The 22,294-nt window shown below is 68.5% G+C and carries 20 protein-coding genes and 2 pseudogenes; 15 read left to right on the forward strand and 7 right to left on the reverse strand.

Annotation, left to right across the window (positions count from 1 at the left end):
* Window positions 1-283 precede the first annotated feature (283 nt).
* Window positions 284-487, forward strand: a complete 204-nt coding sequence (locus ABZV31_RS04690; RefSeq protein WP_355888067.1) for a hypothetical protein — start codon at window positions 284-286, stop codon at window positions 485-487.
* An 8-nt stretch (window positions 488-495) separates the two neighbouring features.
* On the opposite strand, the gene ABZV31_RS04695 is transcribed toward ABZV31_RS04690, so the two are convergent.
* Window positions 496-1,518 (reverse strand): hypothetical protein, encoded by a 1,023-nt coding sequence (locus tag ABZV31_RS04695; protein ID WP_355888069.1) that lies wholly within the window; start codon window positions 1,516-1,518, stop codon window positions 496-498.
* 80 nt (window positions 1,519-1,598) lie between these two features.
* On the opposite strand from ABZV31_RS04695, the gene ABZV31_RS04700 reads away from it, so the two are divergent.
* The 6 genes from ABZV31_RS04700 to ABZV31_RS04725 all read left to right on the forward strand — a co-directional run bounded on the left by ABZV31_RS04700 (window position 1,599) and on the right by ABZV31_RS04725 (window position 8,380).
* The gene (locus tag ABZV31_RS04700) at window positions 1,599-2,135 is read left to right on the forward strand and encodes an MFS transporter (protein ID WP_355888071.1); all 537 of its coding nucleotides are present in this window, start codon (window positions 1,599-1,601) and stop codon (window positions 2,133-2,135) included.
* 241 nt (window positions 2,136-2,376) lie between these two features.
* A complete protein-coding gene (locus tag ABZV31_RS04705) occupies window positions 2,377-4,893 on the forward strand; it encodes a choice-of-anchor P family protein (protein WP_355888074.1) in 2,517 nt (838 codons plus the stop codon).
* A 117-nt stretch (window positions 4,894-5,010) separates the two neighbouring features.
* Window positions 5,011-5,544, forward strand: coding sequence for a hypothetical protein (locus ABZV31_RS04710; protein ID WP_355888076.1), 534 nt, complete (start codon window positions 5,011-5,013; stop codon window positions 5,542-5,544).
* A gap of 152 nt (window positions 5,545-5,696) precedes the next feature.
* The gene (locus tag ABZV31_RS04715) at window positions 5,697-6,791 is read left to right on the forward strand and encodes a hypothetical protein (RefSeq protein WP_355888078.1); all 1,095 of its coding nucleotides are present in this window, start codon (window positions 5,697-5,699) and stop codon (window positions 6,789-6,791) included.
* Window positions 6,792-7,106: 315 nt separating this feature from the next.
* Window positions 7,107-7,418: a hypothetical protein gene (locus ABZV31_RS04720; RefSeq protein WP_355888081.1), complete on the forward strand. Its 312-nt coding sequence runs from the start codon at window positions 7,107-7,109 to the stop codon at window positions 7,416-7,418.
* Window positions 7,415-8,380 (forward strand): hypothetical protein, encoded by a 966-nt coding sequence (locus ABZV31_RS04725; RefSeq protein WP_355888083.1) that lies wholly within the window; start codon window positions 7,415-7,417, stop codon window positions 8,378-8,380. Before ABZV31_RS04720 ends, ABZV31_RS04725 begins: the two co-directional genes overlap by 4 nt.
* Before the next feature lie 78 nt (window positions 8,381-8,458).
* Here ABZV31_RS04725 and ABZV31_RS04730 read toward each other — a convergent pair whose 3' ends face one another.
* Window positions 8,459-8,680, reverse strand: coding sequence for a hypothetical protein (locus ABZV31_RS04730; protein ID WP_355888086.1), 222 nt, complete (start codon window positions 8,678-8,680; stop codon window positions 8,459-8,461).
* 86 nt (window positions 8,681-8,766) lie between these two features.
* Here ABZV31_RS04730 and ABZV31_RS04735 point away from each other — a divergent pair.
* Window positions 8,767-9,347: pseudogene (locus tag ABZV31_RS04735) on the forward strand (metallophosphoesterase); the annotation flags it as partial.
* Here ABZV31_RS04735 and ABZV31_RS04740 read toward each other — a convergent pair.
* A complete protein-coding gene (locus ABZV31_RS04740) occupies window positions 9,342-10,457 on the reverse strand; it encodes an IS110 family transposase (RefSeq protein WP_355888089.1) in 1,116 nt (371 codons plus the stop codon). The pseudogene ABZV31_RS04735 and the gene ABZV31_RS04740 overlap by 6 nt on opposite strands.
* A 418-nt stretch (window positions 10,458-10,875) precedes the next feature.
* Between ABZV31_RS04740 and ABZV31_RS04745 the strand changes: the two genes are divergently transcribed.
* The 3 genes from ABZV31_RS04745 to ABZV31_RS04755 are packed head-to-tail and all read left to right on the forward strand — an operon-like array spanning window position 10,876 to window position 12,237.
* Window positions 10,876-11,049, forward strand: a complete 174-nt coding sequence (locus ABZV31_RS04745; protein ID WP_355888092.1) for a hypothetical protein — start codon at window positions 10,876-10,878, stop codon at window positions 11,047-11,049.
* On the forward strand, window positions 11,046-11,849 hold the full coding sequence (locus ABZV31_RS04750) for a hypothetical protein (RefSeq protein ID WP_355888095.1): 804 nt from the start codon (window positions 11,046-11,048) through the stop codon (window positions 11,847-11,849). The genes ABZV31_RS04745 and ABZV31_RS04750 overlap by 4 nt, the downstream gene beginning before the upstream one ends.
* Window positions 11,803-12,237: a hypothetical protein gene (locus tag ABZV31_RS04755; RefSeq protein ID WP_355888098.1), complete on the forward strand. Its 435-nt coding sequence runs from the start codon at window positions 11,803-11,805 to the stop codon at window positions 12,235-12,237. The genes ABZV31_RS04750 and ABZV31_RS04755 overlap by 47 nt, the downstream gene beginning before the upstream one ends.
* On the opposite strand, the gene ABZV31_RS04760 is transcribed toward ABZV31_RS04755, so the two are convergent.
* From ABZV31_RS04760 to ABZV31_RS04775, 4 genes and pseudogenes are all read right to left on the reverse strand, one after another.
* The gene (locus ABZV31_RS04760; RefSeq protein WP_355889049.1) at window positions 12,234-12,452 is read right to left on the reverse strand and encodes a hypothetical protein; all 219 of its coding nucleotides are present in this window, start codon (window positions 12,450-12,452) and stop codon (window positions 12,234-12,236) included. The genes ABZV31_RS04755 and ABZV31_RS04760 overlap by 4 nt on opposite strands.
* A 155-nt stretch (window positions 12,453-12,607) precedes the next feature.
* Window positions 12,608-13,342, reverse strand: a pseudogene (gene tcmP / locus ABZV31_RS04765) (three-Cys-motif partner protein TcmP); the annotation flags it as partial.
* Between the two features lie 41 nt (window positions 13,343-13,383).
* Window positions 13,384-15,408, reverse strand: a complete 2,025-nt coding sequence (locus ABZV31_RS04770; RefSeq protein WP_355888101.1) for a SpoIIE family protein phosphatase — start codon at window positions 15,406-15,408, stop codon at window positions 13,384-13,386.
* Window positions 15,409-15,475: 67 nt separating this feature from the next.
* Window positions 15,476-17,674 (reverse strand): SpoIIE family protein phosphatase, encoded by a 2,199-nt coding sequence (locus ABZV31_RS04775; RefSeq protein ID WP_355889006.1) that lies wholly within the window; start codon window positions 17,672-17,674, stop codon window positions 15,476-15,478.
* Between the two features lie 600 nt (window positions 17,675-18,274).
* Between ABZV31_RS04775 and ABZV31_RS04780 the strand changes: the two genes are divergently transcribed.
* From ABZV31_RS04780 to ABZV31_RS04795, 4 genes are all read left to right on the forward strand, one after another.
* The gene (locus ABZV31_RS04780) at window positions 18,275-18,493 is read left to right on the forward strand and encodes a ferredoxin (RefSeq protein ID WP_355888104.1); all 219 of its coding nucleotides are present in this window, start codon (window positions 18,275-18,277) and stop codon (window positions 18,491-18,493) included.
* Window positions 18,490-19,893 carry an FAD/NAD(P)-binding oxidoreductase gene (locus tag ABZV31_RS04785; protein ID WP_355888107.1) on the forward strand — a complete coding sequence of 468 codons (1,404 nt, stop codon included), beginning with the start codon at window positions 18,490-18,492 and terminating at the stop codon, window positions 19,891-19,893. The genes ABZV31_RS04780 and ABZV31_RS04785 overlap by 4 nt, the downstream gene beginning before the upstream one ends.
* Window positions 19,894-19,955: 62 nt before the next feature.
* On the forward strand, window positions 19,956-21,224 hold the full coding sequence (locus ABZV31_RS04790) for a cytochrome P450 (RefSeq protein WP_355888110.1): 1,269 nt from the start codon (window positions 19,956-19,958) through the stop codon (window positions 21,222-21,224).
* A 23-nt stretch (window positions 21,225-21,247) separates the two neighbouring features.
* Window positions 21,248-22,291: an NAD(P)-dependent alcohol dehydrogenase gene (locus ABZV31_RS04795; protein WP_355888113.1), complete on the forward strand. Its 1,044-nt coding sequence runs from the start codon at window positions 21,248-21,250 to the stop codon at window positions 22,289-22,291.
* Window positions 22,292-22,294 lie beyond the last annotated feature (3 nt).

The following is a 22,294-nucleotide window of genomic DNA, read 5'->3' on the forward strand; positions in this document are numbered from 1 at the left end:
CACTGCCCCCAGCACAACCGCATGCCCCGACCACTCCCGGAAGGCTTCGCCCGAACCGGCGCTCAACCTGGCCTGGACAGAATCACGATGAGTTGACTGCTCGTCCACTCGTGACCGTTCCTGACGCGCGGCCCAGCGGCCCGCCATACCGGCTGTCCTTCGTCGACCATCGCACGGATAGTTCCTCAACCCCCTTTTGGTAAACGGCTGGCCATCAAGTTCGATAGCTGCTGGGCAAGTTGTTCGCCGGCTTCCCCCAACTCCTCCGAGAACTGGACGTGCTATGCGGTCCTGGGCGCTGACGTGCGAGCACTGGTCTGCCGAACTCGCCCAAGCCATCGTCGACACCACTCACTACAACAGGCCCCCGCTGGTCGAGAACGCCGCCACCGGCGACGCGGCCCTCGCCGAAGTCCCAAGACAGAAATCCGTAGACGGCCGGCAGGAGGACCTCGCGGGCGCCCACCAACCGGTACGCCTACCGTGACTTCCGCGTCAGAACGGCGCGTTCCCCGAAAGCCCGGAGGGTCTTGCGTCCAGCCGTGGGGCGCTTCCGGGAATCGGCAGATTGCTCACGACGAACTGGTTCAGGATGTCGTCGCGATCCATGAACATGATCTGGCTCCGCTTCGCCGCGTCCAATGCATTGCCAAGCCAGTTGCGCGCAGCCTTGGTGATCTCCCCGCCAGCCACGATGAATGCGTGGTCGACGAGGACGCGCCGGTTGGTCTCCGGGTCGAAGATCTCGTGCGCCAGCATCATCAGCGCCTGGTTGTGAATCTCTGCGATGTTGGCATTGCCAACCCTGGACCGCCCGGTAGCGTCCAGCTTGCCCCGCTTGACCTGGATACCGAAGTACAAGAAGTGCTGGGTCGGCAGCGTGTAGCGCATCCAGATGTCCTTGCCGTACTCCAGCGCCTTGTCCCGATGCCCGGCCGCGGTGATCCGGTGGAACCCCAGCTGCCGGAACAAGGGCAGCAGCACCTCCTCAATGAGCTCATCCTCACTACAGGAGTCCAAGAACGCAGCGAGGCTCGCACGGCGCTGCATCTCGGCGACACTCAGCGGACGATGCGGGTTCTTGGCCAACGTCGAGACGGTCTTCGTTCCAATGTGCCGCAGATAGCAGTGCCCATCCTCTCCATAGAAGGCATCGAAGCCCTCACGGAAAAGCACATCGTTCAACTGCCGCAAGGCGTTGGGCCGATCACGCCCCTCATTGAGGGCATCCGCAGGACTCATCAAGTGGTCGATCACCCGACAGAAAGACTCGGGCGGGTACGCGGGCCCCTCGTGCGATTCCACCAACAACTGCTCCAGAACGCCCGCGACCCAACGATGCCGCGTCGAACCGTCATGCTCCCAGTCCATGTCGAGCTCTCCGAAGAACTCGGTGATGTAACTGCTCGACCGATAGGGAAAGTACGCGGGCTCGGCATCCCCCTGAGGAACGTCCGAACCGAGATTTCCACAGATGAGATCGCCCAGCTTTTCCAGCGTTCTCTTTCTGAACTCCACGATGCCCCTCCCCAGAACGCACGCCGGCAACGACGTGCGAACTATTGTGCGCTGCGGCGGCCGACCGTCGTACCGAAGCCGTGCTGCTCGTCTTCAACCTGGTCAACTTCCCCGACGCGCTGCTCCTGCTGCGCGCCCACGAACTGGGCCTGTCCACCGCCGGGGTCGTCGGCGCGTACGCGGTCTACAACCTCGCCTACGTCGCCCTGTCCTACCCCGCCGGTGCCCTGTCCGACCGGCTGCCCCGTCCGCTCGTGTTCACGGCGGGTCTGGTCTTCGTCGCCGTCGGTTACCTCGGCCTCGGCCTCATTCACGCGCCCTGGCTGGTCTTCGTGCTCCTGCCCCTCTACGGCGGATTCGCCGCCTGCACCGACGGCGTCGGCAAAGCCTGGATCTCCACCCTCGTCCACGATCACCAACAGGGCAGCGCCCAGGGCCTCTACCAGGGAGTCACCGGCGCCGCCGTTCTGCTCGCCGTTCTGTGGGCCGGACTCGCGTGGGGCAGTGACGGCCAAGTCCCTCTGCTGCTCTCCGGTGCCACGGCGCTACTGCTGGCCGCCGCCCTGCCCGCCCTGCGGCACTCGCAGACGCCCGTCCCATCGCCGCCCACGTCCTGACGGAGCCCATGCCCGCGGCGTAGCCCCGGACGAGGGGCACGTCCGCCCCCGACCCGGCACAGGAGGAGCAACGGGCCGAAGAAGTGAGCGCGACTGATTCCGGAAACGGACAGGACCGCACAGAACGTTCACTGCTGCTCCCCTTCCGCAACGACACCAGGCGTTCCTAGCCTCGGACTTCGCGGCACGATTGTCGCGATCATGTCATAGGCGGCGAGGTCGCCGACGGGGAGGGGATCGCATGCGCAAGAGACGTGGCTCCATCAGGCGGGCCGGTACGGCTCTGACGACCAGCCTGCTTCTCTTAGCCGGCGGGCTGGGGCTGTCGGCGGCGCTGGCCGCCCCGGCGCAGGCGGCCACGGTCGGCACGGTCGTCAATGTGACGCGCAGCGCGGGGAATCAGGCCGAGGGGTCGGTCGCGGTCGATCCGACCGACCCAAGCCGCCTTGCGGCCGTGTCCAACAACGGCGACGGGGCCGGAGACGGCATGACCGCCGCCTACAGCACCGATTACGGGGCGACCTGGACGCACCGGACCATCGCCGACGGGTCGGCCGGCGGCCTGCCCAAGGCATGCTGCGATCCCAGCGTGTCCTGGGACTCCTTCGGGAACCTCTTCCTGATCTACCTGGACTCGAACACGGACACCGGCGGCATCCACGTCGCGCTGTCGACGGACGGGGGGAAGAACTTCTCACTGCTGGCCGACCTGGCCGCCGGTACGGCCGCCGACCAGCCCACCATCACCACCGGGGACGGCAGCGTCTGGGCCGTGTGGACCGACGGCTCCCACTCGAACTCGATCACCGCGGCCGGAGCCAAGGTCACCGGATCCGGCGCCTCGAACATCGGCGCCTTCTCCGCGCCCCAGACAGCGGGATCCGGGGACTACGGAGACATCGCGGTCGGCCCGACGGGCGCGGTGATGGTGACGTACCAGCGACCACAGGGCGGCAGCGCGGCCGGCAAGCTGTACACGGCGCTCGACCCCGACGGCCTGGGCGGCGGTGGCTTCCAGGCCGAGGCGACGGCGGTGGACCTGCACATCGGCGCGTTCTACCCGATCCCCGCGCAGAGCACCCGCACGATCGACGCGGAAGCCGGGCTCGCCTGGGACCGCAGCGGCGGCGCGCACAACGGGCGGCTGTACTTCCTCTACACGGACGCCCCCTCCAACAGCAGTGCGGACACCAACATCTTCGTGAAGTACTCCGACGACTCGGGGGCGCACTGGGGCTCACCGGTCCGGGTCAACGACGACACGGGAACCAACAGCCAGTTCCTGCCGAAGATCGCGCTGGACCAGACATCCGGCAAGATCGCGGTGTCCTGGCACGACGCGCGAGGCGCCGGCTCCGCCAACGACACGGCACAGCTGTATGCCGCCACCAGCGACGACGGCACCGCCTTCGCCGCCAACGACCGCGTCAGCGACGGGACGTCGAACGCATCGAAGGCGCACAACGGCATCGACTACGGCGACTACTCGGGGCTCGCGTACGAGCACGGCAGCTTCTACCCGTTCTGGGCGGACAACTCCAACAGCACCGGCGACAATCCGGACGGCGCGGGCAGCAGCTTCGACATGTACACCGCCCGGGTCCAGCTGGTTAAGCCGCCCACTGCGAGCAAGCTGACCTACACCGGAGCCACCACCGCCGACTACCACGACGCCTTCACCGCCAGCGCCCAGCTCACCGCGGGCGGCAGCCCCGTGTCGGGTGCCGACGTCGACTTCACGCTCGGCAGCCAGAGCTGCACCGGCACCACCGACGCCTCCGGAACCGCGAGTTGCTCGCTGACGCCGCAGGACGTCCCCGGCACAACCACGATCACCGCGAGCTTCGCGGGCAACGCCACCACCGCCCCGAGCAGCACCTCCGTACCGTTCACCATCACCAAGGAGGAGACCACCCTCGCCTACACCGGTCCCGCCAAGATCGCGAACGGGACCCCGGTGCACCTGTCGGGCACCCTCACCGAGGACGCCACGGTCCCGATCGCCGGACGCACGGTCTCCTTTGCCCTGGGCACGGGCGCCTCCCAGCAGTCCTGCGCCGGCACCACGGATGCCGCCGGGCACGCGTCCTGCACCATCGACAAGGCGAACCAGCCGCTCAACGACGCCGCCACTGTCCCGATGACGGCGTCCTTCGACGGTGACGCCTACTACCGGCCCTCCAAGGCCACCGCCCAGCTCAAGCTGGAGTACTACACCGGCCGCGCCTACGGGATCACCGGCAAGGTCGACCTGCTCCTGACCCAGCTCGACCTGAAGCCGACCCCGGACACCGGCGCCATCCGCACCGCCCAGGCGTCGAGCACCGACACGCCATGCGCGGCGTCCGTCGACGCGGTGGTCATCACGGCTCATGCGCTGTGCCCGAAGGTGGTCACCTCGCTGGCGCCGGGGACCTCGAAGGCCACCACCACCGTGAAGGACGCCTCGATCGGCATTCCGGGCCTCCCGGTGATCGGGATCAGCGGACTGACCGCCTCCTCCACCAGCACCTGCCAGAAGGCGGCCGGGAACGCCACCTTCACCCTCACCATCGCGGGCGTGCCCACTACGGTGCCCACCGCCCCCAACAGCACCCTCGACCTCGGTGGCGGCGCCAAACTGGTCGTCAACGAGCAGACACCCGTTCCCGGAGCGGACTTCGGTCTGACCGTGAACGCCGTCCACCTCACCGCCGCCGGAGGACTCGTCGACGTCGTCGTCGGCTCCGCCACCAGCGACGCGCACAACTGCGTCTGATCCCGCCCGAGGACGCGGGGGTGGTGCCCGGCAGCGGAACGCCGGGCACCACCCCCGCGTCCAACCGACACCACCACATGATCCGGCTCCCCACGCGGGCCGGACAAGGAGGAACCGATGCCTGCCCGCCGCCAACTCCTGCCCACGGCGGTTGTGTTCGCAGCCGCCGCCCTGCTGCTCACCGGCTGTTCCTCCGGCGGCGGGACCTCCGCGGGGCACAGCCCCTCCCACACGCCCGCCACGCCGTCGGCGACTGACACGGCGCCGACGGCCCCGCACACGACGCCGGGCCACGGGACACCGAGCACGGCCGGACCCTCACGGTCCGTCACCACCCCCGAACTCGGCATCACCACACTGCGTCCCGGCGGGACCATCACCCTGCCCGCCACAGTCGGCTACACGATCACCGGCCTGCACTTCACGTCCTCCGACGGGTACCGGCTGCACCTGACGCTCGGTGGCTCGGGCTCGTACAGCCTGGACCTTCCCCTCGACGGCCCCGCCGGCACGGTGACCATTCCGCGCGACAAGATGCTGCCCGGCAAGCGCGATCTCACGTTCACCGTCGTCCGCGCAGCCGATGTGTCGGCCTGGTCGGCCCAGCACGCGACGCATGTGGCCGACGTCACCATCTATGGCCCCAAATAGCTGTGCCTGGAGGGACGTTCGGGTTCATGTGGGCCAGATGGTAAACACCCCGCCATTTTTCCTGTGAGCCCTTTGTGTGACTGTTGTGGGCACGCCAAGATCCTCTCTGCGTCGGGGCACCCCCATACGCCCCGGCGCAGGGAGGAGCGGGCATGCTGCCCCAACGGCATCAGCGGCGGTTCATCACCTGCACCGTCATAGCCGCCGCGTTCGGGCTGGTCACCACCCAGCCGTTCGCTGCATCGACTGACACCAGACCCCGGCCGTGGAACGCGCGCCACCAGGCCGCCATCGGCCGCCAGCACATCAAGGCGGTGCACGCCGGACACGGAATGTCCGCCTTCGCCGCGACCGAGGGCGACGACGGCGGCGCCGACGAGGCGGAGAACTCCGCCGAGGCGACTGCCCAGTTCACCGAGGCGCGCACCGCCCCCGGCGTGGTCGCTTCCGGCGCCTACGGAGCGGCCTGGCAGCAGCTGCAGTCGATGAAGCACACGAGCGGCAGCTGGGACCACGTCACCAAGAAGGCGTACAACTCGGACGACCCCCGCTACCGCGATGTGAACTCCAACTCCAGCGGCGGCGCGGGCAAGGTGACCGGCCGGATCACCGGCATCGCCGCCGACGCCCAGGGCGATGTGTACGCGGGCGGCGCGAACGGCGGTGTCTTCCGGTCCACGACCGGCGGCGGGCACTGGAAGCCGATCTCCGACAAGCTGCCGTCCCTGTCGACGGGCACCCTCGCCCTGGACGGCCAGAAGCGGCTCTGGTACGCAACCGGCGAGTCCAACACCGGGGCAACGTCCTTCGTGGGCACGGGCGTCTACGTCCTCAAAGACCCGCGCCATGGGCAGTTCCAGCCCGGCGACCGCGTGGGCGGCGCCGAACTGGAGAGCACCGTTATCCACGCGCTCGCTTCGCCGGCACCAAGGTCTGGGCGGCGACCAGCACCGGCGTGTGGTCGCACTCCACGACCACCCTCTCCGGGCCGTGGAAGCAGGAGTTCGCCCCTAACCCTGACTATCTGCCCGGTGGTTCGAAGGCGTCCGACCCGAGCGCGCCGTACAAGAACATCGCCAACGACATCGCCGTCGACCCCAAGGACCCGAACAAGGTTCTTCTCGCGGTCGGCTGGCGCGGCGGTGACACCTACAACGGGCTGTACGCCAAGCAGGACGACGGCAGTTGGAAGCCGGTCAGCGGACTCGGCGACCTGCCCACCAGCAGTGACGACGTCGGCAACATGACGTTCGCCGCCGCGGCAGACGGCTCGCGCCTGTACGCCATCGACCAGTCGCCGGCGCAGACGGCCGCCAACCCGGACAGCGGGCTCAGGGGCGTCTACGTGTCAAAGAACGGTTCACCGTTCGGACCGTGGACCCTGATAGCGGACTACACCAAGCTGAAAGCATCCGGATCGGCTCTGACAGGGCGCGGGCTACCAGCCCGGGATCCAGTCCTGGTACAACCAGTTCCTCCAGGTCGACCCGGCCAACGCCGACCACGTCTACCTCGGCCTTGAAGAGGTCTTCGAGACCAAGAACGGCGGCCAGAGCTGGACCGTGCCCGGCCCGTACTGGAACTTCCCCTTCCCCTGCTGGAGCATCGACCCCGCCAAGCAGACCGGCGACTGCTCACCCACCACCCACTCCGACCAGCACGCGGTCGCGATCGGCAGCTACAAGGGCAGGACGTGGGCCTACGTCGGCAATGACGGCGGCATCTACCGCCGCCCGCTGAACGGCGCGGTCGACTCCGGCGGCCACGCCAAGGACTGGCAGTCACTGAGCGACGGCACCCTCGACACCCTGCAGTACTACTCCGTGGGCGTCGGCAAGGACCTCGACGGGGGTGGGGTCTCGGTGACTCGGTGACCGGCGGCCTGCAGGACAACGGCCAGTCGATCCTGCGCGGCCACGACAAGGTCATGGGCTCCAACTTCGGCGGTGACGGCGGCGACACCATCGCCGACCCCGCCAACGGCTGCAACATCGCCGAGGAGTACGTCTACCTCGACATGTGGGTCACCCAGAACTGTGGTGTGAACGACGTCTCGTGGGCCACGGACCCGTCCAAGGCCACCGAGTACGAGGTCGCCCCGCCGGACAAGGACCTCGGCGGTGCAGGGGCCCGCTTCATCGCCCCGATCACCGCCGACGCCAAGGACACCAACACCTGGATAGCGGGCGGCCGGCACGTGTGGGTGCAGACCAAGGGCTTCGCGATCCGCTCCGGGAAGGAGTGGACGAACGCCTATGACCTCGGTGACGGCCACGTGGCCACCGCCGTGGCGTCCTCGGGCGGCACGGTGTACGTCGGCTGGTGCGGCCCCTGCAACAACCAGGGCTTCACCCGGGGCATCGCGGTCGGCAACGCCGACGGCACCGGCTGGCACCAGCTCAACCTCCCCGTCGACGGCACCATCCCCAACCGCTACATCTCCGGCTTCGAGGTCGACCCGGCCAACGCCCAACACGTGTACCTGGCCGTCAATGGTTTCTCCCGCCGGTTCACCGAAGGCCCCGGCGCGGGAGTCGGGCACATCTTCGAGTCGAAGAACGGCGGCGCGAGCTGGACGGACATCTCGGCCAACCTGCCGGACGTCCCCGCGGATACGGTCAAGCTCCTCCCCAACGGGGGTCTCGCCCTCGGCACCGACCTGGCCACCTTCTACCGGCCCGCTGGCGCCACCCAGTGGCAGGTCCTCGGACACAGCCTGCCCAGCACGGCGGTGATGCAGCTGCGTCTCGGCCCCGACGGCAAGCTGTACGCTGCCCCCCACGGCCGCGGCCTGTGGTCCTTCGACGTACGGCGCCTCAAGGGCCGTAACGACTGACCAGGACGGATACGCCGTCACACGGCGGCCGGTACGCACCCCTTCAGCGGGAGGCGGACCGGCCGTCGCGCGTTTGGTTCACTGCACCGGATACGCCGCCACGCTCAGCCGGAGCGTGAAGACGGCCGCACCCTGCGGGCCCCAGGTGACGGTCACCGCGCCGGTGCGCGCGGCACGGACGGTGACGCGGGTGACGCCCTTGCTGTCGGGGGCGGTCGAGGTCACCAGCGCCAGCATCGGATTGCTGCTGCGCGGCTGCGGCCAGGAGCCCTCGGCGCGAGGCTCCAGGACCACGGTCACGGACCGGACGCACAGGCTCCGGACGGAGGCGTCCCCGGGGCTATGGGTGACGGTGGCGGATCCGGCGACACAGCCTGGTGACGCGAGGCACGGCCGAACGCCGCCGCGCCCAGGCCGCTCCTCTCGGCACCGTGCGAGCCACCCGGGGCCGGGTCTACGTCACCGGAAACCACGAGTACTACAGCGAGGCCCAGGGCTGGGTCGACCTGATGGACGAGCTGGGTTGGGAGCCGCTGCGCAACCGTCATCTGCTGCTCGAACGCGGCGGCGACACCCTCGTGGTCGCCGGCGTGGATGACGTCACCGCCGAGTCCTCCGGCCTGACCGGCCACCGCGCCCACCTCGCCGGAGCCCTGAACGGCGCCGACCCCGACCTGCCCGTCCTGCTCTTGGCCCACCAGCCCAAGTTCGTCGACCGGGCCGCAGCAGGCGGCATCGACCTCCAACTCTCGGGCCACACCCATGGCGGCCAGATCTGGCCCTTCCACCACCTCGTCCGCATCGACCAGCCCGCCCTCGCCGGCCTCGCCGCCACGGCACCCGCACCCTCCTGTACACCAGCCGAGGCACCGGTTTCTGGGGCCCGCCGTTCCGCGTCTTCGCCCCCAGCGAGATCACCCTGCTCGTACTCCGGTCCCCGCAGCGGCCTCCCACACAGCCCCTATGAGCGGGGTCCTGGCTGCAACTGTGCGACCAGGTGCAAGACCTCCCGGGCCGCATAGTGTTTGAGGCAACGGACGATTTCGCGCCTGGTCTTGCCTTCCTTGATGCGGCGCTCGTAGTACTCCTGAGTACGCGGGTCGACCCGCAGGCGGGTGAACACGATGCGGTGGAGCGCGGCGTTGGCCTGCCGGTCCCCACCGCGGTTGAGGCGACGGAACTGCCGGCGTCCCGAGGACCGCTCGACAGGACTGACACCGCACAAAGCGGCGAAGGACGCCTCGCTGTCCAGACGTTCCGGGTTGTCCCCCACCGTGATCAGCAAAGCGACCGCCGTGTCCGGACCAATCCCCACCACTGCGAGCAGCTGCGGGGCATGACATTCCACGAGCCGGGCCAGACGAGCGTCCACCTCCCGGATCTGCTCGGAGAGCTGGCCGATCCGGTGAGCCAGCAGACCCAGCGTGATCCGAGCTGCCTGCAGCACCGACTCCCCGCCGACATTCTCGCAACGGCTCGCGTCAGCAAACCGCGCACACGTACGGAAGAGTTCGGCATTGCCCAGTCCGGCCAGTTCTTCCCGCAAAGCGGGGTCGGCAGTGATGAGGACGGCCTTGAGCTGGTTGATGGCCTGCGTGCGGGCTTTGACGGCCGACACCTTCGTGAGTTCGTACATTCTCGCGATCTGCACCGGCCCGTCGCCTGCTTTGGCCCGGGCGCGGGCTCGACCGCTCAACACGGCTCGCGCCGCGTTCTGGGCATCGAGCGGATCCGATTTGCCGCGCCGGCGGCGATCTGCCCGGTCCATCCGATTCACGTCAAACACGTCTACGTCGTGGGCCAGCAGATAGCGCGACAGGGATGCCCCGTAGGAGCCGGTCCCCTCCACTCCAGCCCGCCTCACGGCTCCCGACTTCCTGGCCCACTTCAGTAGATCGCGGTATCCAGCCGCGCTGGCCGGGAACTCGTCGGTGGCGAGCACTGTCCCCATCACGGAGAGCACCGCAGCCACATGGGCATCCCGGTGCGTGTCCACTCTGAAAACCACCTCCCCGGCAGGGCGGCGACGGCGGGTCTGCGGAGCAGGCGACGTACTGGGCACGATCGAAGTGGACATGCCCGTTCCCCTTCCGGTTCGATGGCGCGTCGCGTTGCCGGCACCGGGCCGCGTCGGGCAGTCAGAATCGTGAGGACGCCACAGCGACCGGCAGGCCCCTATCGGGCACACCCCGCCAGCCCGGTACCGACAACGCACCATCCCCGGCCAACGGCCGACACTGTGTGATTTAGACACTTTGGTCACAGGTGTCATGAGTCAGACCCCAGGCCCGGGACAGCACGCGCCCATCCTCCCGCCCCGCACGGCACACGGACCCCTGTGTTCAAAACCGACCGCCAGCCGAGACCATTCGACAGCCGACGCCCAGTGCCGACAGCGAGTGCGCGAACAAGGACACAGTGACGACGCATGCTGCGATGGGCTGCTTGACGATTCGGCCAACTCCGTTGTCAGAGGCAGGACTTACCCTGAACACGTGATCCACAACGTGCTGCATCGCAGTTACGGGATCACTATCGGCTTGACTGCATCAGACCTGGGCCACCCGGAGCACCCTGGGCTCCTGCAGGAAATTCACCGCAACTACAAGCCCGACCTTCTCTACTGCCTCGGAGCCCATGAATACGGCACCGTCTGCCCGGGTTCATGACGATCGTCGAGAAGAACGGCCGGTACCACGCCCGGCACGTGGCCAAAGGCCATGTGCCCGAGACAGCGGGCGAGAGCGAGCTGCACAAGACCCTGAAGAACCACACCGCCGAAACAGCCGGCCGTGAGGGCTTCGGTGTCACCGTCGAAGACCGAGCCGCACATGGTCGTCGGCGTACCGACGTGACGGTCGACGGGGTCAGCGGAAAGAAGATCGGCTACGAGATCCAGATCTCACCGATCGCCAGCAGTTCCGTCGACACCAGGACGCGCACCGCCGTGGACGACGGCCTGACACCGCTGTGGCTCGTGACGAACGAGAACTCGCTCGCCATCGACCGGGCTCCCTGGGCCAGGCTGAACGTCCAGCGGTGGCAGGACGTGGGCAGCCGAGACGCCTTGCGCGTACGAGGAGGGGTGAAGGCGTTGCGCATGGTCCGCTGCGACTGGACCACGCAACACGAATGCCCCAAGACGGATACGCGCTGCGGCGGTTGGCACGCCACATGGGAATCGACACAGGCGCACTACGACGACATGGTGCGTATGACGGCCACAGGCGAGCTCGTGACGCTGTTCATGCGAGCGCGCACCGGGCGGCGGCGTGGCTGGCACATGTGGGTGAAGCCGTCGGACAAGGCAGAGTTTCTGCAGGGCCGTCCGGAACCGGATCCCTATCTGCCGGCGTCGGCTGCCGGCTCGGCCGCCACGATCCTCCCCGCCGAGCCGCTCCCGCCCGACCCGCGCTGCCACTATGGCGCAGACACCTTGGATTCGCGCAGAGCTCGCACGCCCCCGTGACAACGGCGACCCCATCGACGCCTCCGACTGGCTGTCGAAGGAACCGTCGCCCGAGTACAAGTCCGTGTGGAACGTGGACGGCTGGGAGATCCCCGGCGATATGGTGACGGCGAGGCTGACGTTGGACTCCGCCCTTCAGCGCCTTGAAGCCCTCGCCGAAGCCCTCCCGGCGGGAGCAGACATCGCGGCGGGACGAGCCGACATCACGCACGGAGAACGAGAAGGGTGGCTCGCAGCCCAGGAAGAGTGCAGGCGACTGGCCGCCGCCCTGGCCACCCACCCATGGCTGCGCTCGGCCCACGACCCGTTCAGTGCCCGCAGGGCGGTCTTCGCCGCCGCCCGTAAAGCTCACCCGGTGGAGCTCACCAATGCGTCGTATCAGCCCTAGAAGAGCTCGCCTTGTCCGGGTTTCTCGATGTAGGGGAACACCTGGGTCCTCTTGGTGATACGACGCGGCTCTGTGGCGACGACCTTGTCGTCCCGCATCTTCTCGATGAGCGAGATGACCTGAGCGGGACGGTAGACCGTCTCGAGCAGCGTGTACTGCTGGAGGTCTTCGACCGCCCGCCCTCCGGGCAGCTCGGCGATGAACTCCAAGAGCATGCGGCGCAGTGGATCCGTGTTGGGCTCAAACTCCAAGTCCAGGGCCTGTTGCTGCACGTCCTTGGGATCCCGGTACTGAACGCCGTATGCGGATCGACACTCCACATGGCGTCCTTCATCTTCTCTACGCCCAACTCGTGAGGGGTCCCGTAGAGGAGGTGGAGCGGGTGCCCGCCTTCATCCACCATCTCGAAGTAGAGGGTGTAGGTGAACCCGGCTCGCTGGATCGACTCTCGATACCGATCACGCAGGTACGCGAACTTGCGTCCCGCCGGTTGTGTGCACACGCCATGCCATTCGGTGCCACCAAACGCGGCGTCGCCGGCGGCCCGGTGGCCGTCGCTCTTCTCAGCGAAGCGGGTAAGAAAGTTCGGTACGAAGGTCAGCATCACCTCGGTTCGCCGGAACTGGGCCAGCTGCTGCAACAGAGAAAATGGGATGTCCGGGCCGCCATAGCTGTCCAGCAGCACGAAGAGCGGCTTGCCAAGGTGCCCACCTGCGCGAAGCCTCTCAAGGAGCGTGGGGTGGCAGGTTCCGGTGTGGAGGTCGCTCTGCATGCGGGCGCTGATCTCATTGGGAGTGCGCTCGGACGCGAGCACCAATTGACGTTGCAGCTTCTCCACCCGACGGGCGTCCTCTTCGACGAGGACCATGCGCACCCTCTTGGGGCGTTGCCGCAGGGCCTCCGCGAAGACCCGATGGGCGACGACGGGCGACCCAGGTTCGCCACCTTCGTAGACCCCGGGGCCGGCAAAGCCCTCCGCGTAGGTGACGCTGTCCTGGTGGGTCAGCAAGATGCGCGCCCAGGGCTGCAGGTACTTCTTGAGCAGGTCGTGCTTGGCTGCCGTATGCGGGTCTCGTGGCCACACGACAGCTCTCGGTACAGCCATGTACCCTCCCCGTTGCGGAAACTGCTCCCCGCGGCCGAGGATCACACAGCGGTTTCAACCGACGCCAGACCCCGTACAGCCATCAGATCGGCGAGGAGGGCCCTGGCCGTCTCGTCCAAGGCGCGGTCCGGGCGGCAGGAGGTGGCTAGGGCATCGGTCAGCCGCCGGAGCCCATCGTCGCTGTCGAGCGCGCCGCGGTGGACCAGGCCGTCGGTGTAGAGCGCGAGGACGCTGCCCGGATCGAGGTCGATCGTGGTTGTCTCGTACGGCATGCCGCAGACGGCGAGGGGCGGCCCTGGGGAAACGTCGACGGCTTCAGTGGTCCCGTCGGGCCGTACAAGCACGGGCGGCGGGTGCCCGGCACTGGCCATGGCGCAGCGTCGGGTGACCGGGTCGTAGACCGCGTACAGGCAGGTGGCGCCCATGACGTCATGGTCGCCGGGTGGTGCTTCCGCCGCGAGGCGCTGGACCAGGTCGGCGATCCGGGTAAGTAGCTCGTCCGGTTCCAGTTCGAGGTCGGCGAGGGTCTGGATGGCGGCGCGCAGACGGCCCATGGTGGCGCTGGCGGGTATGCCGTGGCCGATCACGTCTCCGGCGACGAGGGCCAGACGGAGAGAGGGCAGGGGGATGGCGTCATACCAGTCGCCGCTGGTGCCCGCTCCACGGCGTGTGTAGGCGCCGGCGGTCTCGGCTGCCGGAGTGTCGGTCGTGGCCGGGGGAAGGAGTCTTTGCTGCAGGGCCATGGCCGCTCTGTGCTCGCGTGTGTAGCGGCGGGCGTTGTCGATGGCGAGTGCTCCCCGTGAGGCGATCTGCCTCATGAGATCCACCTCGTCCTCGGTGAACGGTTCGGATGGGCCGGTGCGCCAGACCACGATCGCGCCGAGGGTGAGGCCGCGGGCGTGCAGCGGTGCCACCAAGACCGCGTGGGTGTCGTGCGGGAGGAGCTGATCGGCCGACTGTGGGCCGCCGATCAGGGCGATGTAGTCGTCCCGGCCGTAGACGACCGTCTCGCCATACTGGAAGCGGAGCAGGAGGGGGCGGTCGGACAGGGGTGGGGAGGTTGCCGCGCTGGATGCCGGGCGGCCAGACCGCGGTGGCCGGCGCCAGGGCCGCGTTGCGCAGATGCAGATCCCCGCCGCCCAACCGCTCGGCGGGTTCATCACCGTCGAAGACAGCTTCCGCAAGGTCGACTGCGGCGAGATCGCCGAAGGTGGGTACAGGACGTCCGAGAGATCCTGCGCGGTCCGCACGACATCCAGGGAGCCCCCCACCCGCTCGGCAACCGCATGGGCAAGATCCAGCTGTCGGCGGGCACGCAGTTGGTCGGTGTCGTCTATGTACAGGGCTGCGACCCCCGCGGGGCGTCCTCGCGCGTCCTCCAGACGGAAGGCGGACAGCGACAGCGCATGCCGCCGCGCCATATGGTGCCGCCAGCTCACTCGCTGGCTCCTGTGCATCACCGGGACACCCGTCTCGAGCACCTGCCGCAGTACCGCCTCGATGCTCTCGGCGTCCTCGGCGCACAGCACGTCGCCCAGCCGGGCGCCCGGCTGTACGGGACGGCCGTCGGAAGTGTCCGGCATGGCGTTCGTCTGCACAGTGGTGAGATCCGTGTCGTGCAGAGCGATCGTGATCCGGTTCTGTGCGGACAGTGCGCGCAGGAGCGCTGCGCCGTGCCGATGGTTGGCGACATGAGGAGTGGGGGCCGCGAGCACGAGAAAGTCCGCCGAGCCGTTCACCCGTGTGGTCCGGAATGTGACGTCGATCGTGTTACCGCACTGGTGACGCAGTCGTACCCGGCCGGTCGCCGGCAATTGTGCGGCCCTGAGCGGGTCGTGCGGGAGGCCGGCCACCAGCTCCTGCACGGGGCGGCCGTGGACCTCGTCGGTGCAGAACCCGGTCAGGTCCTGTGCTGTGCCGGTCCACCCCACGACCGTGCCTCGATCGTCGAGCACGGCTGCGGCCAGACCGTCGAAGGCGGGCGGCCTGCCCCCGGCGCCGGAGACACTCGTCGCTCCTTGGGAGGCGCCTGCCGGGCCGGTGTTCTGAGTGTTCGATATGTCCATGTCTCTGGCTTCCATGACGAGAGCCCGCGGCTACGAGAGAGGGGGATGCTGTGTCGGCTGTCGGCCGTCAGAGGGCGCCGGCTGTGGAGGGCAGGTCTTGTTCGGCCCAGACGACCTTGCCGTCTGCTGCTGAGCGGGAACCCCACCTGCGCGACAACCGAGCGACCAGATAAAGGCCGCGGCCGTGCTCGTCGAGAATGCGGGGATGACGGGGGCGCGGTTGGCCGGTGTTGGTGTCGGAGACCTCACACGTCAGGACCCGGTGCTGGATGAGTTTCAGGCGGCTCGGGCCGCCACCGTGGCGGATCGCGTTGGTGACCAGTTCACTGACGATCGACTGTACCGGTGTCACCAGCGGCTCCAGACCCCATTGCCTGAGCTGACGGGCGGCAAGGTGCCGGGCTGTCGGGACGGTGACGAGTTCGTTCGGCAGGTCCCACGAGGCGACCTGGGCGGGTTGCAGTGCGCGCGTCCGAGCAAGAAGCAAGGTGACATCGTCGTACGACGCCTGCGCCGGCAAGGTCTTCATCGCCCGAGAGCACAGGTCCTCCAGGGAGGCACCCGGCTGCGCCAGTGCGGCGCCGAGGCGCTGCAGGCCGACGTCGATGTCCTCGCCGCGGGACTCCACCAGGCCGTCGGAGTAGAAGGCGAGCACACTCCCCTCGGGTAGCTCCAGTTCCACGGACTCGAAAGGCACCAGGCCGAGGCCCAGGCCGAGCGGTGCTCCGGCGGGCAGGTCGGGGATGGTGACCCTGCCCTGCGCGTCGACGATCAGGGGCGGTGGATGCCCCGCCCGCGCCATCGTGCACCGTCGGGTGACCGGGTCGTAGACGGCGTACAGACAGGTGGCACCCACCACCGCGGGGACCGGGTCGGAGACGTCGGCGTCCTCGTCGTTCAGTCGCCGGACCGTGTCGTCGAGGTGCGCCAGCAGTTCGTCCGGGGGCAGGTCGAGGTCCGCGAGGGTGCGCACGGCGGTGCGCAGCCTGCCCATGGTCGCCGCGGCGTTGATGCCGTGTCCCACCACATCGCCGACGACCAGGGCCACCCGGACACCGGACAGCTCGATCACGTCGAACCAGTCACCCCCCACACCGTGGTCCGCGTCGGCCGGCACATAGCGCGAGGCGACCTCGACGGCGGCACCGCCCTGTACACGGTGAGGGAGCAGGTCGCGTTGCAGCGTCAGGGCGGCGGTGCGCTCGCGCGCGTACCGGAGCGCGTTGTCCAGGCACAGTGCGGCCCGGGTGACCAGCTCCTCCGCAAGGAGCAGGTCGTCCTCCTGGAACGGCGTCTGTTCCAGGGAACGGCCGAGCAGCAGCTGCGGCCGGCCACTCGTCGTGCCGGTCCGTGCCGCCGGCTCGACGCCGAACGGAACCGACTCCACGAGGTCGACGAGTGCGTGGTCGGCCAGCAGGGGCACGGCGAGTTCCGCCAGTTCCTGCCCGGTCCGCATCACGTCGAGGGTGCTCCCGATGTGCGTGCTGGCCTCGCTGAGGATGGCGAGGCGCTCGCGCGCCCGCCGGTTCCCGGTGACGTCCACCGTCATGGCACACACGCCCAGTGGCGTGCCGTCCGCGCCCTGGAGACAGAAGAACGAGGCCGAGAACGCATGCTCACGAGGCCGGTCCGCAGGCGGCCACGCCCGGTACTCGTGCACCGTCGTCGAGCCGCTCTCCAGCACCTGCCGCATCACCACCTCGAGCGCTTCGGCCTCGATGGCGGGCAGTGAGTCCTTCAGGCCGCGCCCGAAGCGTCGGTGACGAGGAACGCCGTCGTGACGCTCCATCGCGTCGTTCGCCCACACACAGCGCAGCTGCGGGTCGTAAACGACGATGCCCATCGGGGCCCGGGCAATGAGCGACTCCCGCACCGGTCCCCCGGCCGTCCCCGAGGACAGGGACCCTATGTCCGTCACGGACACCAGCCACCGGATACCGGCGTCCCGCCCCCGCAGGAGCGAGACCCGCAGCGTCATCCTGAGCGTGTGGCCGTCGCGGTGGCGTATCGCCGCCGTGCCGGACCAGCCACCCCGCGCACGGCACTGCTCGGCGAACGCCGAAGCCCGCCGGGCATCCGCGGGAGGCGGCAGCACCCGGGCAGCGGACCGGCCCACCACCTCCCCGGCCGAGTAGCCGACAAGCTGCTGAGCGGCGTGCGTCCACCCCACCACGGTGCCCTCAGCATCAAGCATCGCGATCGCGGCGTCGGGCGTCTCGCAGAGGCTCACCGGTTCTGCGAGGTGCGTGTGGTCGGTCGTCTTCATCGCGGATCCCATCGGTGCGGAAGCTCCGCCTCCCTGTGTGCAGCCGTGGTGAACGACGCTGTCCGGATGAGCGGCACACGATAGATAGTGGATGAAATGCTCACTTTTGATGAAAAAGTCAGATGTAATGGCTTGGCCGTCAAGTCCCCCAAGCTTGATGAGATGATCAGACTCGTGATCCGCAGCGGCCACTGGTGCGCTGCCGCGCCGTTGAAGATCGTCGTCCTGGCGCTCGAAGCCAGTGCTTCGCAGCCGCCGAGGTCTACGCCACGGTTCGCATCCCGGGTGGCACCCCGGACAGTGAGGAGCACTTGCGCATGCATGTCCGTCGCCTTACTGGTGTCCTGCACCAGGCGACGGCGGAGAGCCGGGCGAACGTACGTTTGCGATCGTGGTGAGGCGGGACGAACATTTTCTTAGGGCCCAACGGCCACCACCGGGCCGCGATACCGACGCCATCGGATGCCGTATGTGACGCTCACAGCCAATACGTGTCACGCGGAGGTGGCGAGGTGCAGGAGGCTTGAGAACCGCTCCGTAGCTGCAGGAACGTGTCGATGGTCGCCGTGGGGCGGGAGGCAGAGTGGAAGGAGTCTGCCCATGCGCATCGTCGTGGACCTGAATCGATGCCAGGGATACGCACAATGCGTGTATCTGGCTCACGAGGTCTTCAGGCTGAGTGGTCAGGAGGCGCTCACCTACGAGCCGAACCCCGATGACGAGCGGCGCCTGCAGGTCGAACGAGCCGCTGCGGCATGCCCCGTGCAGGCGATCGTGATCGACCGCTTGGACGGCGCGGAGCGGAGCGCGACGTCATGACGTTGCCGGCAACGGTCGCAGAGCTGGTGCGCGAGTTCAGGGCCAGTGGCCGGATTGTCATCGTGGGTGCATCTCTGGCCGGGCTGCGGGCCGCGGAAGCCCTGCGCGAGGAGGGCTTCACCGGTTCCCTGACCATCATCGGGGACGAACCGTACGAGCCCTACGACCGTCCCCCGCTGTCCAAACAGGTGCTCAAGGGCTGGGTGCCGGCCGACCACACCAAGCTGCCGCGCCTGCGAGAAGTGGACGCGGACTGGCGGCTCAGGGTGGCCGCCACCGGGCTGGACCGGGCGACCAAGCAGGTGCGCCTGGCCGACGGTGAGCAGGTCCCGTACGACCGGTTGCTGATCGCCACGGGCACCCGCGCGCGACAGTGGCCGAACCCGGACGAGGCCGCCCTGCACGGGGTCCACACGATCCGCTCGCGTGATGATGCCGCCCAGCTGCAGAAGGCGCTGGCCGAGTCGCCGTCGCGGGTCCTGGTCATCGGCGCCGGGTTCATCGGCTCGGAAGTGGCCTCTGTCTGCCGCGAACTGGACATCCCGGTGACCGTCGTCGAGCGGGGTTCGGCGCCGCTGGTCGGCGCGCTCGGCGGGGTGATCGGGGAGATCGCCGCGCAGATGCAGCGCGATCACGGCGTGGACCTGCGCTGCGGGCTGGGCGTGTCGTCACTGGAGGGCGACTCCGGCGGGCACGTGCGGCGTGCTCAGCTCTCGGACGGCGCCACCGTCGACGCCGACGTGGTGGTGGCCTCGCTGGGGTCGATCCGCAACGTGGAATGGCTGGAAGGCTCGGGGCTGGCGGCCGGTTTCTGGGGCGTGGGGTGCGACGCCGGTGGTCGTGCTTTCGACATCAACGGCGTGGTCACCGACAGCATCTACGTGGCGGGGGACGTGGCGCGCGCGCCCCACGTGCTGTACGAGTACCAGTTCCTCGCGATGGAGCACTGGGACAACGCCGTTTTCGGCGCCGAGGTCGCGGCGCACAACATGGTGAACCTCGAGCCCCACTATCGCCCGCATCTGCTGCTTCCCGGCTTCTGGTCCGGTCAGTTCGGCGTGAACATCAAGTCCGTCGGGGTGCCGCCTTTCGGTGACGAGATCGTCTTCACGCAGGGATCCGTGGCGGAGCGCCGTTTCGCCGCCGCCTACGGTCACCGGGGCCGCATCGTCGCCGCCGTCACCTTCGACCACGGCAAGTGGCTGGAGTACTACGGAAAGCTGATCGAGCGATCCGGTCCGTTCCCGCCTCCGCCGCCGGGCTGGGACCAGCCGGCCGACATGAAGCCGATGCCGGCCGAGTTCCCGGAACGCGGCGCCCCTGGGGCGGTACCCGACGTCGTCCTGACCGGCCACGACCCGGGCGAGCGGACGGCCGAGTTCCGGCCTCGGCGTCACTGACGCGCCCGCCGGGTCAACCCGTGTCAGCGGACAGCACCGACAGGAAGAAGGAGGGGAGCCTCGTGGTCGAGGAAACCCCCTGGCAGCAGGCCCTCCGCTACGCCAACCGCGCCAATCCCTACCCCTTCTACGAGAAACTCCGCAAGACACCGGTCGCGCGGCAGCCGGACGGAACCTACGTCGTCAGCACCTACCGGGAGATCGTCGCGCTGCTCCACGACCCCCGGGTCAGTTCGGATCCAAGAAAGTGTCCCGCCCCGGTCGCCGCCCAGGCAGAAGGCTCGGCGGAGCCGGTGGCCGAGCCGATCAGGGAGGCACTGACCGAGCCGAACATCATCACCTGCGATCCGCCCGAGCACGATCGGGATCGCCGGATGATGATGCCGCATTTCGTCGGCCCGACCCCTTCACCTCACCTGATCTCCGACCTGGAGCCCGATATCCGCCGAATCGTCGACGGCCTCCTGGACAACATGAGGGGCAAGAACCGGATCGATGCCGTCGACGAGTTCGCCTACCCCCTGCCGGTGACGGTGATCTGCAAGGTTCTGGGCGTGCCGCTGGAGGACGAGCCACGCTTCCACCAGTGGATAGAAACCGCCTTGGACGCTTTGGACTTCGGTCCTGAGGCCGCCTCCGAAGAGATCCGGAGTCGGCAGGCCGGGGGGCGGCAGGCCGTGCAGGAGTTCGGGCGGTTCGCAGCCGGGCTGCTCGACAGGTACGCCGAGCAGCCCGGCCCGGGCATGCTCTCGGCGATGGTGAACGAGGACAGCCCGGAGGGACGGATGTCCAAGGGCGTGCTCGCGAGCAACACCCTGCTCCTGATCTTCGCGGGACACGAAACCACGGTCAACCTCATCGCCCACAGCGTGCTCACCCTGCTGCGCCACCCCGACGCGCTCGAGAAACTGCGCCGCCGGCCCGAGCTCATCGTGCCCGCGGTGGAGGAGCTGCTGCGCTTCGAGTCGTCGGTGCAGTTCTGGCACACCCGCTCCGCCGTGGAAGACATCGACATCGCAGGCACCACCATCCCGAAGGGCGCGCCGATCTTCCTGGCGTACGGCTCGGCGAACCGCGACCCGGAACGGTTCACCGACCCCGACGAACTCGACCTCGAACGCCGCGACAACCAGCACCTCGGATTCAGCCAGGGCATCCACTTCTGCTTCGGCGCTCCGCTCGCGCGGCTCGAGGTCCAGATCGCCGTCGGCGAGTTCCTCCGCCGGGTGCAGAACCCTCGGCTCGTCGAGGACCCACCGCCGTACCGGCACAACCAGATCTTCCGCGGCCCGCGCCACGTCCTGGTCGACATCGACGGCATCCGCGACTGAATGGGTGTGCGGGAAGGACCGCCATGCAGGCTTATCAACTGGTCGGATGGCAGCAACCGCCCGAGCTGCGCGAGGTGCCGGTACCCGATCCCGGGCCGGGGCAAGTCCTGGTGAAGGTCGGGGGTGCCGGTGCGTGCCACTCCGATCTGCACATCATGGAGGCACCCGCACCGCCACCCGGTTTCACGAGTCCGCCCTTCACGCTCGGCCATGAGAACGCGGGATGGGTGGAACGGCTGGGACCGGGTGTCACCGGGTTCGTACCCGGGGACCCTGTGATCGTCTACGGCTCCTGGGGCTGTGGGGTGTGCGCCAACTGCCGGGAGAGTCGCGAGAATTACTGCCAGACCCTGGGTGGTCAAGGCCCGGGCCTGGGAGGTGGTCACGACGGCGGCATGGCCGAATACCTGCTGGTCCCGGCAGCGCGATACCTGATTCCGCTGGGCACCCTCGACCCCCGCCAGGCCGCCCCGCTCAGCGACGCCGGACTGACCAGCTATCGTGCCGTCAAACGGTCGCTGCACCTGCTGGGGCCGGGCTCGACCGCGGTCGTGATCGGGGTCGGCGGCCTGGGCCAGATGACCATCCAGATTCTGCGCGCGCTCAGCGCGGCGACCACCGTCGTCGCCGTCGACACCGACCCCGGCAAGCTGGAGACCGCCAGGCACATGGGCGCCGACGAAGCACTGCTCTCGGGCGAAGAGACGATCACGCGCATCAAGGACATGACGGGGCAACAGGGCGCTCAGCTCGTCCTGGACATGGTCGGCGTAGCCCCAACCCTGCGGATGGCTGCTCAGGTGGCCAGGATGCTCGGCCACCTGACCATCGTCGGCCTCGGCGGCGCAGCCCTGCCCGTCAACTTCTCCAGCCCGCCGCACGAGTGCTCGGTCGCCTCACCCTACTGGGGCTCCCTCACCGAGCTGATGGAAGTGATCACCCTCGCCCAGCGGGGAAAGATCAAGATGCTGGTCGAGCACTTCCCCCTGGAACGCGCCAACGCCGCCTATGAGCTCCTGCACGACGGCAAGATCCAAGGACGCGCCGTCGTCATCCCTCAGGTGTGAGTA

The organism is Streptomyces sp. NPDC005202, assembly GCF_040608235.1.
Taxonomy (GTDB): Bacteria; Actinomycetota; Actinomycetes; order Streptomycetales; family Streptomycetaceae; genus Streptomyces.

Coding starts and splice junctions, on each gene's coding strand:
- ABZV31_RS04795 (WP_355888113.1), top strand. CDS start 21,248: ATGCAGGCTTATCAACTGGTCGGATGGCAGCAACCGCCCGAGCTGCGC.
- ABZV31_RS04715 (WP_355888078.1), top strand. CDS start 5,697: ATGCTGCCCCAACGGCATCAGCGGCGGTTCATCACCTGCACCGTCATA.
- ABZV31_RS04770 (WP_355888101.1), bottom strand. CDS start 15,408: ATGGACATATCGAACACTCAGAACACCGGCCCGGCAGGCGCCTCCCAA.
- ABZV31_RS04690 (WP_355888067.1), top strand. CDS start 284: ATGCGGTCCTGGGCGCTGACGTGCGAGCACTGGTCTGCCGAACTCGCC.
- ABZV31_RS04750 (WP_355888095.1), top strand. CDS start 11,046: ATGACGATCGTCGAGAAGAACGGCCGGTACCACGCCCGGCACGTGGCC.
- ABZV31_RS04775 (WP_355889006.1), bottom strand. CDS start 17,674: ATGAAGACGACCGACCACACGCACCTCGCAGAACCGGTGAGCCTCTGC.
- ABZV31_RS04785 (WP_355888107.1), top strand. CDS start 18,490: ATGACGTTGCCGGCAACGGTCGCAGAGCTGGTGCGCGAGTTCAGGGCC.
- ABZV31_RS04760 (WP_355889049.1), bottom strand. CDS start 12,452: ATGCTCTTGGAGTTCATCGCCGAGCTGCCCGGAGGGCGGGCGGTCGAA.
- ABZV31_RS04710 (WP_355888076.1), top strand. CDS start 5,011: ATGCCTGCCCGCCGCCAACTCCTGCCCACGGCGGTTGTGTTCGCAGCC.
- ABZV31_RS04705 (WP_355888074.1), top strand. CDS start 2,377: ATGCGCAAGAGACGTGGCTCCATCAGGCGGGCCGGTACGGCTCTGACG.
- ABZV31_RS04755 (WP_355888098.1), top strand. CDS start 11,803: ATGGCGCAGACACCTTGGATTCGCGCAGAGCTCGCACGCCCCCGTGAC.
- ABZV31_RS04740 (WP_355888089.1), bottom strand. CDS start 10,457: ATGTCCACTTCGATCGTGCCCAGTACGTCGCCTGCTCCGCAGACCCGC.
- ABZV31_RS04780 (WP_355888104.1), top strand. CDS start 18,275: ATGCGCATCGTCGTGGACCTGAATCGATGCCAGGGATACGCACAATGC.